The following is a 13,216-nucleotide window of genomic DNA, read 5'->3' as shown; positions in this document are numbered from 1 at the left end:
CCCCTGCGCGAGGTGCTGGCGGCCGGTCTGAAGGCCCTGCGGCAGGCTCGTGGCCTGCGCCAGGAGGAAGCAGCGGCCCGCATTCGGCAGCAGGGGCTCACGTCGTGGATTCGGGGCACTGTGGGCCAGGCCGAAGTCGGGGCGAGGCGGTTCTCGGTCGAGGAGCTGCTGCTGCTCGCCTTGGCCTTGAACGCGGCTCCGGCCGACTTCATCACCGGGCCGGACGACCAGCTCGTTGAGTTGGCTCCGGGTGCCCACCTCACGGCGGCCGTCCTGCGGGCGCTGCTGTCGGGCGACCAGGCCACTCTGCACAGCCTCGGGCCCGGGCCAGCCAGCCTCTCCAGCGTCGAGCCAGAGCAGATGTCTGGGCTGCTGACCGAGGCCCGCCGGTCGGGTTTGAACGACCCGGTGCTGGTCGAGCGAGCCGTTGCTGCGGTCAGCGATGCCGAGCGCCACGTTGCCCGTAAGGTCGGCACGACGCCGGAGTGGGTCAACTTGGTGGCGCTGGCGCGGTGGAAGCGGACGTGGTCCGAGGAGCGCGATTGGCGCTTGTCCAGCCGGGCGGCTGAGGCCACGCCGCGTCAACTCCAAGCCCTGCGGGGCCACATCACCCGCGAGCTGCTGACTGAGCTGGAAGAAGATCTCAAGGCGGGGGCGAGCCAGGGCTCGGAGGAGCCCGAAAGTAGAGCACGCCATGAAGGGCACAACGTATAAGCGCTGCAAGTGTCCGCCGCGGTACAACGCGGCGGGTCGGAAGCTGGCGTGCACCAAGAAGCACGGCACCTGGTCGTTCGTGGTGGACGTGCCGCTGACGGACTCAGGCCGCCGTGAGCACGGCCGGCAGCAGCTCACCAGGGGCGGCTTCGCCACCCAGCGCGAGGCCACCGACGAACTCCACCATGCGATCCGGCTGCTGGCCCTCTCCGAGGCAGACGACGACGCCGGTCGGCTCGACACCTTGGCCACGATCCGCGAGCACTACCGCAGCTTTGGCCAGCTGCCCGACTACAGCGAGACCAAGCGGCGGCTGGGGGCCGGCCTGTCGCTGGCGGTGCGGCAGACCGTGGGGGAGTGGCTGGACGAGTGGTTGAAGTCCAAGCGCAAGCTGGCCGCCAATACCCGCCGCAGCTACCGGGGCCACATCGAGCAGCGGCTCAAGCCCTACCTGGGCGACCTGGACCTGGAGAAGCTGCGGCCGAGCCACATCCGGACCGCCTACGACGCCGTCCTAGCCACCACGGCGAACACTGCCCGGCCGGTGGGCCCGGCCACCCTGGCGCGCATCCACGCCACTTTGCGAGGCGCGCTGAACGACGCCAAGCGCCAGCACCGCATCGTGGACAACCCGGCGCTGTATGTGGAGATCGAGGCGGCCCCTCGGCCCAAGCCGGTGCTGTGGACGCCCCAGCGGATCATCGAGTGGATGGCCACCGGCAAGCGGCCCAAGGTGGCGGTGTGGCTGCCGCCGCAGATCGGCAGCTTCCTCGACGTGGCGGCCGACGACCGGCTGTACGCCTACTACCACCTGCTCGTCTTCCGTGGTCTGCGCCGAGGTGAAGGCGTTGGGTTGCCGTGGCTAGACGTAGACCTGGAGGCGGCTGCCCTGGCCATCGAGTGGCAGATCATCCAGATCGGCTGGGAGACGGCCACCACCCGGCCCAAGGATGACAGTGCGGGCGTCGTGGCGCTCGACTCGGTCACGGTTGAGGTGTTGCGTCGGCACCGGGTGCGGCAAGCCGCTGAACGGCTGGCGGCGGGCACAGCCTGGCCCGACACCCACCACGTCTTCACCACCGCCGACGGCAAGCCGCTTCACCCTGACTACGTCAGCCGGCACTTCGCCCGGATGATCAAGCGGGCCAACACGCTGCGGGTTGGTGACGTCGGTCCGGCGGTGGCCGACATGCAGAGGGCGCTCGGGCTGGCTGAGTCCGCCGTCTTCGATGACGACCTGCGCCGGGCCGTGTTCTTGTTCCAGCGCGAGCACGGCCTCACGGCCAACGGCATCGTGGACCCGCACACCTGGTACCTACTGACCCCAGACGAGCCGCTGCGGCCCTACCCGCACCCGGGCTACCTGCCGCCGATCCGTCTGCACGACCTGCGGCACAACGCGGCCACGCTGGCCTTGGCCGCTGGAGGAAGTATGAAGGTGATTTCGGCCATGCTCAGACACTCCACCATTCAGATCACGGCGGACACGTACACCTCGGTGTTGCCGGAGGTCGCGCACGAGAACGCCGAGGCGTCGGTGGCGCTGGTGCCTCAACCTCGGCCCGTGCGAACGGCCGACGGTGTCGTTAGCCCCTCGCTAGCACCGAGGCCCAGAAACGCCAATGGGCGTCCTTCCCGAAGGAAGAACGCCCAGGTCAGGCGATTGCCTCGCTGTGCGCCGCCAGGGACTCGAACCCCGGACCCGCTGATTAAGAGTCAGCTGCTCTAACCAACTGAGCTAGCGGCGCCTGCTGACCCGGAGAACATTACACGCCCGCCGCCGATCCACCGAATCGTGGCGCCCCGCTCACCCGGTGTGGTCGGGCGGCGGGGCGCAGGTCGAAGCTCTGCTCGTGGACGGGGGAGGGGCGGTCGGGAGCGGTGCGCCCGGCGGCGGGCGCGGAGCGGGGTGGGGCGGGCCCGACCCGGCAGGACGGCAGGCGGCACCGGCGGACAGCGCGGTGATCACGAGGAGTTCGGGCAGGCGGACACGGGGAGCAGCGGTGAGCCCGCCCCCGTGTCCGCACCCCTCGTCCTTGACCTTCCGCGTTGCCCGCAGAGCGCCCGTGTCGTCCTTCCATCTGGGAGGAATCTATCGGGCCAATCGGGGCGGACGGGACAACGTGCACAGCACACGCCCGGGATCGGCCGTGCTGTCACCCGGTTCGCGCACTACGGCGTCAACTCTGCCTGACGGTTAGTCAAAACGGGTGGAACCGGGTCAATCGGCGTGCCGCGGACGGTGCGTGCGCCCGCACGCCCCGGATGCCAGGATCGCGATGTCCGACTCCCCGGCCGCACCCGGCCGCCGCCCGGCCCGCAACGGAGGCACCCGCCGATGACAGCCGTCCCCGAACGCCGCCGCCCGGTCCGCCGGATGCTGGCCCGCGACCAGCGCGAGGCGCACCGGGTCGCCACCCCGCTGGAGCTCTTCTTCGACCTCTGCTTCGTGGTCGCGATCGCCCAGGCCGGACGGGAGTTGGCGCACGCGCTGGCCGAGGGCCACCTCGGACTGGCGCTCACCGGCTACCTGATGGCGTTCTTCGCGATCTGGTGGGCGTGGATGAACTTCACCTGGTTCGCCTCCGCCTACGACGTCGACGACGTGCCCTACCGGCTCACCACGCTGGTGCAGATCACCGGCGTGCTGGTGCTCGCCGCCGGGGTGCCGCGGATCTTCGAGGACCAGGACCTGCGCCTCGGCGTGGCCGGCTACGTCCTGATGCGGCTCGCCATGGTCACCCAGTGGCTGCGCGCCGCCCGCGGCGAGGAGGGCCCGGCGCGGACCTCCGCCCTGCGGTACGCGGCCGGCATCACCCTCGTCCAACTCTTCTGGATCGTCCTGCTGTTCGTCCCGCACGACGCCCGCGTCCCGCTCTTCGCCCTCGGCGGGCTGGCCGAACTCGCCGTCCCGCTCTACGCCGAGAAGGACGCCCCCACCCCCTGGCACCCGCACCACATCGCCGAGCGCTACGGCCTGTTCACCATCATCGTGCTCGGCGAGACGGTCGCCGCCGCCACCGTCGCCACCCAGACCGCGCTCGACGAGCACCAGGCGGTCGCCGAGCTGCTGCCGATCGCCCTCGGCGGGCTGCTGATCTGCTTCGGCGCCTGGTGGATCTACTTCGCCGACGAGATCCACGACCACCTGCGCACCAACCGCCAGGCCCTGCCGTGGGGTTACGGCCACTTCCTGGTCTTCGCGGCGGCCGCCGCGGTCGGCGCCGGGCTCGAGGTGGCGGTCGACCACGCGATCGGCTCGGCCCACGTCTCGGCGCGCGCCGCCACCGCCGCGGTGACCGTCCCCACCGCGCTCTTCCTGATCACCGTCTGGGCCCTGCACTCCCGCCACGTCAAGCACGGCGTCGCCCAGTGGATCCTGCCGGTCGCCGCGGTGTCGGTGCTGGCGGTTACCGTCATCGGCGAGGGCGGCGTGCCGGCCGCCGGCCTGCTGGTCGCACTCGCCGTGGCGACCGGTACGGTGCTCGAGGCCAAGAGGAGTTGACCCCCGTGCAGTTCGAAGACCTGCCGTACGCCCATCTGTTGGAGCGGCACACCGGTCCGCTGCGGGCCGACGGGCGCTACGACACCGTGCACTTCGACGACCTCGAGCTCACCGGCGGGCTGCACGGCGCCCGGTTCCTGGAGTGCGCGTTCACCGGCGTCCGGATCGAAGGCGCCAAGCTCCGGCTGGCCGGCTTCAACGAGGTCTGGATCCAGGGCAGCCGGCTGGTCGGCGCCGACCTCGCCGAGACCGAGTGGCAGGACGCCGAAGTCGACTCCAGCGTGCTGGCCGGCATCGCCGCCTACGGCTCCGCGATCCGCCGCACCGTCTTCCGGCAGTGCAAGCTCGAGGCCGTCAACTTCCGCGGCGCGGTGCTGCGCGACGTGGTCTTCGAGGACTGCCTGCTGCGCGACGTCGACTTCGGCGAGGCCAAGCTCACCGCCGTCTCCTTCCCCGGCTCCACCCTCGACGAGGTCCGCCTGGCCGGCGCCACCCTCAAGTCCACCGACCTGCGCGGCGCCACCCGCCTGCACCTGCCCGACGCCCACCAGGGCCTGCGCGGCGCCACCATCTCCACCCACCAACTCCTCGACCTCGCACCGCAGTTCGCCCACGCCCTGGGGATCACCGTGAAGGACGCGTGAGCACCCCCCGACCCGGCCGTTCACTCCGCGACGGCCTTCGGTCGGGTGCGGGGTTCTCGTCCGGTCCGGCCGGCGGCCCGCCCCCTCCGCGGAGCGGGTTCCCCGTTCTCCCCACAGCCCCGCAGTCCGTCGTTCACTCCTCGTCTGCCCGTCCCGGGGTCGGTGAACAGTCCAACAACCCTTGATGGAAAGGCATGGCCAGCGGCCGCGAGCTGCGTGAGGATGCTCGGCGCACCAAAAGGTGTCTGGACAACATCACGCAGCAGCCGAAGGATGGTCGGGTCAGTGGCGGAGCTGAGTCGTAGGAAGTTCATGGCGCTGTCGGCGAGCGCGGCGGCCGGGGCGGCCGTCGTGGGGACCGGTATCGCGACGGGGACGGAGTCCGCGCAGGCGGCGGTGGCGGGGACCACCGGCACGATCACCGATGCGAAGCACATCGTGATCCTGATGCAGGAGAACCGCAGCTTCGACCACTACTTCGGCCTGCTGAAGGGCGTGCGGGGCTTCGGGGACCGCAGCGCGATCCAGATCGCCGGCGGCTACAGCGTATTCAACCAGCCGAACGGCACCGGGCGGCAGTACCCGTGGCAGTTCAGCGCGACCAAGCCGGCCGGCGGGGCGGACCCGGAGCGCCTGGCGCAGTGCAACGGCGACCTCGCCCACGGCTGGAGCGACCAGCACAAGGCGTGGAACAGCGGCAAGATGGACGCCTGGGTGGCCGCCAAGGGCAACGTCCGCACGCTCGGCTACCTGACCCGCGCCGACATCCCGTTCCACTACGCGCTGGCCGAGAACTGGACCATCTGCGACGCGTACCACTGCTCGGTGATCTCCGCGACCGGCCCGAACCGCACCTACCACTGGTCCGGCCAGATCGACCCGGCCGGTGCGGCGGGCGGCCCGGCGTACGACGGCGGCGACGAGTCGGGCCTGCGGTGGCAGACCTACGCGGAGGCGCTGGAGGGCGCCGGGGTGAGCTGGAAGGTCTACCAGAACGCCGCCGACAACTACGGCGACAACGCGCTCGCCTACTTCACCGCCTTCACCTCGGCGCCGGCGGGCAGCCCCCTCGCGGTCAAGGGCATGGGCTCGGTGCCCAAGGTCACCGGGCGGACCCCGGACGACATCGTCGCCGCGATCAAGGCGGACGTGCTGGCCGGCACCCTGCCCCAGGTCTCCTGGATCGTCCCCGACCAGGCGTCCTCCGAGCACCCGTACGCCACCCCGGCGGACGGCGCGCACTTCGTCCACAACGTGATCGACGCGCTGAACGCCGACCCGAACGTCTTCAACTCCTCGGTGCTGTTCCTCAACTACGACGAGAACGACGGCTTCTTCGACCACGTCCCGCCGCCGGCCGCGCCGGCCGGCACCGCGGGCGAGTTCTACAACGGCGTCAACATCGGCCTCGGCTTCCGGGTCCCGATGCTGGCCATCTCGCCCTGGACCCGCGGCGGTTGGGTGAGCTCGGAGACCTTCGACCACACCTCGGTGCTGCGCTTCCTGGAGAAGTGGACCGCCGCCATCGGCAAGCCCGCCACCTGCCCGAACATCTCGGCCTGGCGCCGCAAGGTGTGCGGCGACCTGACCGGCCTGTTCGACTTCGCCAACCCGGTGTACGGGCTGCCCGGGCTGCCGGACACCTCGCAGACCATCGGCCTGTCCGCCTGCGGCCCGCTGCCCAACCCGGCGCCGGTCGACAACAAGCTGCCGGTGCAGGAGGCGGGCACCCGCCCGGCCCGCGCCCTGCCGTACCAGCCCACCGCCGACCTGGACCACCTGGAGTTCGGCTCCGGCGGCGTGATGAAGGTGTGGATCGCGATGGCCAACGGCGGCACCGCCGCCAGCCACTTCGCCGCCTACGCCAACGCCTACCGCACCGGCGGCCCGTGGCAGTACACCGTCGACCCGGGCGGCTCCACCAGCGACTTCTTCAACTGCGGCACCAACTACGGCGCCGGCAAGTACGACCTGACGGTGGTCGGCCCGAACCGCTTCCTGCGCCGCTTCACCGGCGACGCCACGAAGTCCGGCAAGACCGCCGCGGCGGCGGTCAGCTACGCGGCCGCCCCGGACACCGGCAAGCTCGCGGTCTGGTTCAAGCTGACCAACAGCGGCACGTCCGCGGTCACCTTCACCATCACCTCGAACAACTACCGCACCGACGGCCCCTGGAGCTACCAGGTGGCCGCCGGCGCGAGCGTCAGCGACTACTTCAACGCGGTCGCGTACAACAACGGCTGGTACGACTTCACCGTGACGGTCAGCGGCGACACCAGCTGGTCGCAGCGGTTCACCGGCCACCTGGAGACCGGCGCGCCCTCCGCCTCCGGCTGATCCGCCGTCAGACGGCGTGCAGGCCGTGCGCGGCGAACACCTCGCGCACGGCCCGCACCTGCCCGGCGGTCGGGACCGGCGTGTCGGCCAGCGTGAACTCCCGCCCCAGCGCCGCCCACTTGGACCGGCCGAGCTTGTGGAACGGCAGCACGTCGACCCGCGAGACGTTGCCCAGCGAGGCCGCGTACCCGGCCACCCCGGCGACGTTCTCCGCCGGATCGGTCAGGCCCGGCACCAGCACGAAGCGCACCCACACCTCCTTGCCGAGGTCGGCCAGCCGCCGCCCGAACTCCAGGGTGGGGGCCAACTCCTGCCCGGTGACCTTGCGGTAGAGCGCCTCGTCCCAGGACTTCACGTCCAGCAGCACCAGGTCGACATCGGCCAGCAGCCGGTCACCGGCCCGGGCGCCGAGGAAGCCCGAGGTGTCCAGCGCGGTGTGCAGCCCGAGTTCGTGCTTGAAGCGGTGGAACAGCTCCCCGCTGAAGTCCGGCTGCAGCAGCGGCTCCCCGCCGCTGACGGTCGCCCCGCCGCCGGCCGCCGCGATGAAGGCGGTGTACTTGGCGGCCTCCGCGACCACCTCGTCCGCGGTGGTGCGCCGCCCGCCCGCCATCCGCATGGTGTCCGGGTTGTGGCAGTACAGGCAGTTCAGCGGGCACCCGGCCAGGAAGACCGTGAACCGGGTGCCGGGGCCGTCCACCCCCGTCGAGAGGTCCCAGGAGTGCACCGACCCGGTGGTCCGCGGGCCGACCGGCACCTCGGCGGGGAGCAGCACGCCCATCACGGCGATCCGTGGAAGGTCCGGCCCAGCACGTCCAACTGCTGCTCACGGGTCAGCCGGACGAAGTTGACCGCGTAGCCGCTGACCCGGATGGTCAGCTGCGGGTACTTCTCCGGGTGCTCCATGGCGTCCAGCAGGGTCTCCCGGTTCAGCACGTTGACGTTCATGTGGAACCCGCCGACCGCGGTGTACCCGTCCAGCACGCCGGCCAGGTTGCGCACCCGCTCCTCGGGGGTGCGGCCCAGCGCGTCGGGCGTGACGGTGTTGGTCAGCGAGATGCCGTCCTGTGCCGCGTCGTACGGCAGCTTGGCCACCGACAGCGCGGACGCCACGTACCCGTGGACGTCGCGCCCGTTCATCGGGTTGGCGCCCGGCGAGAACGGCTCACCGGCGCGGCGCCCGTCCGGGGTGGCGCCGGTCTTCCGGCCGTACACCACGTTGGAGGTGATGGTCAGCACCGACTGGGTGTGCTCGGCGCCCCGGTAGGTGGGGTGCTTGCGCACCTTGCCCATGAACTCCTCGACCAGCCATACCGCGAGCCCGTCCGCCCGGTCGTCGTTGTTGCCGTACGCCGGGTACTCGCCCTCGATCTCGTAGTCCACCGCGAGGCCCGACGCGTCGCGCACCGGCCGCACCGTGGCGTACCGGATCGCCGACAGCGAGTCCGCCGCGACCGCCAGCCCGGCGATGCCGCAGGCCATGGTGCGGCGCACCACGCGGTCGTGCAGGGCCATCTCCAGGCGCTCGTAGGCGTACTTGTCGTGCATGTAGTGGATGACGTTCAGCGCGTGCACGTACGTCTCGGCCAGCCACTCCAACTGCCGGTCGAAGCGGGCCATCACGTCGTCGTAGTCCAGGACCTCGGCGGTGACCGGGCCGGTCTCCGGACCGACCTGCGCGCCCGACTTCTCGTCCCGCCCGCCGTTGATCGCGTAGAGCAGCGTCTTGGCGAGGTTCACCCGGGCGCCGAAGAACTGCATCTGCTTCCCGACCTCCATCGCCGAGACGCAGCACGCGATCGCCGTGTCGTCGCCGAAGCGCGGGCGCATCAGCTCGTCCGACTCGTACTGGACGCTGGAGGTGTCGATCGAGACCTGCGCGCAGAACTCCTTGAAGCCCTGCGGGAGCGCCGGCGACCACAGCACCGTCATGTTCGGCTCAGGTGCCGGGCCCAGGTTGTACAGCGTCTGCAGGTACCGGAACGAGGTGCGGGTGACCAGCGGGCGGCCGTCCGCGCCGATGCCGCCGATCGACTCGGTCACCCAGGTCGGGTCGCCGGAGAACAGCTCGTCGTACTCGGGGGTGCGCAGGAACCGGACGATCCGCAGCTTGACGATGAAGTCGTCGACCAGCTCCTGGGCCTGGCTCTCCGTCAGCCGGCCCGCCGCCAGGTCCCGCTCCAGGTAGACGTCGAGGAAGGTGGAGGTGCGGCCGAGCGACATCGCCGCGCCGTTCTGCTCCTTCACCGCCGCCAGGTACGCGAAGTACAGCCACTGGACCGCCTGGTGGGCGGTGGTCGCAGGGCCGGAGACGTCGTGGCCGTAGGCCAGCGCCATCTCCTTCAGCTCGCCGAGGGCGCGGATCTGCTCGGCGAGCTCCTCGCGCTCCCGGATCACCTCCTCCAGGGTGCGCGGGTCGCCCGGCGCGGCGTCCAGCGAGGCCTTCTCCGCCAGCTTCGCCTCGATCAGCCGGTCCACGCCGTACAGCGCCACCCGCCGGTAGTCGCCGATGATCCGGCCGCGCCCGTAGGCGTCCGGCAGACCGGTGACGACGCCGGCCTTGCGGGCGGCCCGGATCTCCGGCGTGTAGGCGTCGAACACGCCCGCGTTGTGGGTCTTGCGGTACGCCGTGAAGATCTTCTCCAGCTCCGGGTCGACCGGGTAGCCGTAGGTCTGCAGCGCCCCCGCCACCATCCGCCAGCCACCGTTCGGCATGATCGCCCGCTTCAGCGGCGCGTCGGTCTGCAGCCCGACGATCAGCTCGTTCGCCCGGTCGATGTAGCCGGGCGCGTGCGCGGTGATGGTCGACGGCGTGTCGTAGGAGACGTCCAGCACGCCCTTGGCCCGCTCCGCGGGGAAGAGCGCGGTGATCCGCCGCCAGATCCCGCTGGTCCGCCCGGTCGGCCCGGCCAGGAAGCCGCCGTCGCCCTCGTACGGGGTGTAGTTCTGCTGGATGAAGTCCCGGACGTCGATCGCGTCCCGCCACAGGCCGCCCCGGAAGCCCTCCCAGGCGCCGCTGTCGGTCCGCTCCGCTTGCTGCGTGCTCATCGCTTCGCTGCTCCTGCCTCGTCCTCAGACCTGCCGGTCGCCGTAGTACGCCCGGGTCATCAGCTGCTCCATGTCCCGCAGCATCGGCAGCCGCGGGTTGGCCGGGGCGCACTGGTCCTCGTAGGCGTTCATCGCCTGCTGCGGCAGCGCCGCCAGGAACGCCGCCTCGTCCACCCCCGCCTCCTTGAAGGAGCGGGGGATGCCCACCCGGTCGCGCAGTTCCTCCACCGCCGCGGCCAGCGACTCCACGCCCTGCTCCGGCGTCTCGGCGGGCAGGCCGAGCATCCGGGCGATCTGCCGGTAGCGCTCCGGCGCCACGTAGCTGCGGTACTTCGGCCAGCTCGTCACCTTGGTCGGGGCCGCCCCGTTGTAGCGGATCACGTGCGGCAGCAGCAGCGCGTTGGTGCGCCCGTGCGCCACGTGGAAGGTCGCGCCCAGGGTGTGCGCCATCGCGTGCACCACGCCGAGGAAGGCCGAACCGAAGGCCATGCCGGCGATGGTCCCCGCGTTGTGCATCTTCTCCCTGGCCACCGGGTCCCGCGGGCCGTTCACGACCGCCGACTCCAGGTGGTCGAAGATCAGCCGGATGCCCTGCAGCGCGAGCCCGTCGGTGAAGTCGTTGGCGTACACCGACACGTACGTCTCGATGCAGTGGGTCAGCGCGTCGAAGCCGGAGTCCGCGGTCACCGCGGTCGGCAGGTCGGTGGTCAGCGCCGGGTCGACGATCGCCACCGTCGGGGTCAGCGCGTAGTCCGCCAGCGGGTACTTCTGCCCGCTCTCCGGATCGGTGATCACCGCGAACGGGGTGACCTCGCTGCCGGTGCCCGAGGTGGTCGGGATGCACACCAGCTTCGCCTTGGCGCCCAGGTCGGGGAAGGCGAAGGCGCGCTTGCGGATGTCGAAGAACTTCTCCTTCAGGTCCGCGAACTCGACCTCCGGGTGCTCGTACATCAGCCACATCACCTTGGCCGCGTCCATCGGCGAACCGCCGCCGAGCGCCACGATGGTGTCCGGTTGGAAGCCGCGCATCAGCTCCGCGCCCTTCTCCACCGTCCCGATGCTCGGGTTCGGCTCGACGAAGTCCACCACCCGCACCTCCACCGGCTCGGCGCGCCGGCCCAGGACGCCGCGGATCCGCTCCAGGTGGCCGATCTCCACCATCGTCCGGTCGGTCACCACCACGACCCTGCGGGTGTCGCGCATGTCCGCCAGGTAGGTGATGGAACCCCGCTCGAAGAAGATCTTCGGCGGGACCTTGAACCACTGCATGTTGGTGTTGCGCCGCCCGATCCGTTTGACGTTGATCAGGTTCAGCGCCGAGACGTTGCCCGACACCGAGTTGTGGCCGTACGAGCCGCAGCCCAGCGTCAGCGAGGGCATGAAGGCGTTGTAGACGTCCCCGATGCCGCCCTGCGAACTCGGCGCGTTCCAGATGATCCGGCACGCCTTCACCGCGGCGCCGAACTCCTCCACGAACTCCGCGTCCGCCGTGTGCACCGCCGCCGAGTGCCCCAGGCCGTGGAACTCCACCATCTCGGTCGCCAGCTTCAGGCCCTGCCCGCGGGAGTCGGCGCGCAGCACCGCCAGCACCGGGCAGAGCTTCTCGCGGGTCAGCGGCTCGCTCTCGCCGACCTCGGCCACCTCCACCAGGATGATCGAGGTGTCGGCCGGCACCTCGAACCCCGCCGCCTCGGCGATCGCCGTCGGCGACTGCCCGACCACCACCGCGTTCAGCTTCGCCCCCGCGCAGTTGCGGTCCTCCCCGACCCCGAAGACGTACCGCTCCAGCAGCGCCTTCTCCTCCGGGCTCGCCAGGTGCGCCTTCAGCGCCCGGAACTCCGCCAGCGCCGGCCCGTACACCTCGGCGTCCAGGATCACCGCCTGCTCGGAGGCGCAGACCATCCCGTTGTCGAAGGACTTCGACAGCACGATGTCGTTCACCGCCTGCTTGAGGTCCGCGCTCCTCTCCACGTACGCCGGGACGTTGCCCGCCCCCACGCCCAGCGCCGGCTTCCCGCACGAGTACGCCGCCCGGACCATCGCGTTGCCGCCGGTGGCCAGGATCGTCGCCACTCCCTCGTGCTTCATCAGCGCACCGGTCGCCGCCATCGACGGCTGCTCGATCCACTGCACGCAGTGCGCGGGCGCGCCCGCCGCGATCGCCGCGTCCCGGACGATCCGGGCCGCCTCCGCGGAGCAGCGCTGCGCCGCCGGGTGGAAGCCGAAGACGATCGGGTTGCGGGTCTTCAGCGCGATCAGCGCCTTGAACAGGGTGGTCGAGGTCGGGTTGGTCACCGGGGTGACGCCCGCGATCACGCCGACCGGCTCGGCGATCTCGGTGATCCCGTCGATCTCGTCCCGGCTGATCACCCCGACCGTCCGCATCCGGGCCATCGAGTGCGTGACGTGCTCGCAGGCGAAGACGTTCTTCACCGCCTTGTCCTCGAACACCCCCCGCCCGGTCTCCTCGACGGCCAGCTTCGCCAGCCGGGTGTGCGCGGCCAGCGCCGCCAGGGACGCCTTCTTCACGATCCGGTCCACCTTCTCCTGGGTGAACCCGGAGTACTCCTGCAGGGCCTTGTGGCCGTTGCGCACCAGCGCGTCGACGGCGGCGAACGCCGCGGCGGCCTCGGTGTCGGTCTCGGTCTCGGTCTCGGCGGGTGTCTCGACGCTCTCGGGGGACGGCTGGCGGGACATGCGCGCTCACCTCGCTGGGGGATGCGGCTTGCGGGCGCCCCCGGCGGCGCTGCCGGGACCGGCTTGACGCCTCCAGCCTCGGTCGGCACGGCGTTCGGCGGCGACGGCCGTTGGGCGCGAGGTGCCCGGGACCAACGTCCTTCTCCGGTGCGTCGCAGGGGAGTTCGCGTACGGTGCGGGCGGCGCGCGGGCTTCCGCCGGACGGGTGAGGGCTCGGCGGCGGTCTTTTCGCGGGTGCTCAGGGGTACTCCTGGTGCCCCGGGTGCGCGGTCGG

At 71.2% G+C, this 13,216-nt stretch carries 8 protein-coding genes, 1 tRNA gene and 2 pseudogenes; 6 read left to right on the top strand and 5 right to left on the bottom strand.

All coding sequences use genetic code 11. The features are described 5' to 3' along the window. Positions 1-714: hypothetical protein (locus AB0K51_RS30245; protein ID WP_363460645.1), on the top strand; the 714-nt coding region annotated here is incomplete at its 5' end. A gap of 103 nt (positions 715-817) precedes the next feature. Here the strand turns inward: AB0K51_RS30245 and AB0K51_RS30240 are convergent. Continuing rightward, a complete protein-coding gene (locus tag AB0K51_RS30240; protein ID WP_363460642.1) occupies positions 818-979 on the bottom strand; it encodes a hypothetical protein in 162 nt (53 codons plus the stop codon). Between the two features lie 72 nt (positions 980-1,051). On the opposite strand from AB0K51_RS30240, the pseudogene AB0K51_RS30235 reads away from it, so the two are divergent. Then, positions 1,052-1,984, top strand: a pseudogene (locus AB0K51_RS30235) (site-specific integrase); the annotation flags it as partial. 93 nt (positions 1,985-2,077) lie between these two features. After that, a pseudogene (locus AB0K51_RS30230) lies at positions 2,078-2,266 on the top strand (tyrosine-type recombinase/integrase); the annotation flags it as partial. A gap of 122 nt (positions 2,267-2,388) precedes the next feature. Here the strand turns inward: AB0K51_RS30230 and AB0K51_RS30225 are convergent. Next, positions 2,389-2,462 (bottom strand) — tRNA-Lys (locus tag AB0K51_RS30225). A 590-nt stretch (positions 2,463-3,052) separates the two neighbouring features. On the opposite strand from AB0K51_RS30225, the gene AB0K51_RS30220 reads away from it, so the two are divergent. The 3 genes from AB0K51_RS30220 to AB0K51_RS30210 all read left to right on the top strand — a co-directional run bounded on the left by AB0K51_RS30220 (position 3,053) and on the right by AB0K51_RS30210 (position 7,200). After that, positions 3,053-4,219 carry a low temperature requirement protein A gene (locus AB0K51_RS30220; RefSeq protein WP_363460639.1) on the top strand — a complete coding sequence of 389 codons (1,167 nt, stop codon included), beginning with the start codon at positions 3,053-3,055 and terminating at the stop codon, positions 4,217-4,219. A 5-nt stretch (positions 4,220-4,224) separates the two neighbouring features. Continuing rightward, on the top strand, positions 4,225-4,863 hold the full coding sequence (locus tag AB0K51_RS30215) for a pentapeptide repeat-containing protein (RefSeq protein ID WP_363460636.1): 639 nt from the start codon (positions 4,225-4,227) through the stop codon (positions 4,861-4,863). A 285-nt stretch (positions 4,864-5,148) separates the two neighbouring features. Beyond that, positions 5,149-7,200: a phosphocholine-specific phospholipase C gene (locus AB0K51_RS30210; protein WP_363460634.1), complete on the top strand. Its 2,052-nt coding sequence runs from the start codon at positions 5,149-5,151 to the stop codon at positions 7,198-7,200. Between the two features lie 7 nt (positions 7,201-7,207). On the opposite strand, the gene pflA is transcribed toward AB0K51_RS30210, so the two are convergent. The 3 genes from pflA to adhE are packed head-to-tail and all read right to left on the bottom strand — an operon-like array spanning position 7,208 to position 12,942. Continuing rightward, positions 7,208-7,978 carry a pyruvate formate-lyase-activating protein gene (gene pflA, locus AB0K51_RS30205; RefSeq protein ID WP_363460632.1) on the bottom strand — a complete coding sequence of 257 codons (771 nt, stop codon included), beginning with the start codon at positions 7,976-7,978 and terminating at the stop codon, positions 7,208-7,210. Then, positions 7,978-10,245: a formate C-acetyltransferase gene (pflB, locus tag AB0K51_RS30200; RefSeq protein ID WP_363460630.1), complete on the bottom strand. Its 2,268-nt coding sequence runs from the start codon at positions 10,243-10,245 to the stop codon at positions 7,978-7,980. The genes pflA and pflB overlap by 1 nt, the downstream gene beginning before the upstream one ends. A 24-nt stretch (positions 10,246-10,269) precedes the next feature. Then, entirely contained in the window at positions 10,270-12,942 is a 2,673-nt protein-coding gene (gene adhE, locus AB0K51_RS30195) for a bifunctional acetaldehyde-CoA/alcohol dehydrogenase (protein WP_363460628.1), read from the bottom strand. Between the last annotated feature and the right edge of the window lie 274 nt (positions 12,943-13,216).

The organism is Kitasatospora sp. NPDC049285 (genome assembly GCF_040678815.1).
Taxonomy (GTDB): Bacteria; Actinomycetota; Actinomycetes; order Streptomycetales; family Streptomycetaceae; genus Kitasatospora.
The sequence above is the reverse complement of the archived record's forward strand: the minus strand, read 5'-3'. Positions and strand labels throughout refer to the sequence as shown.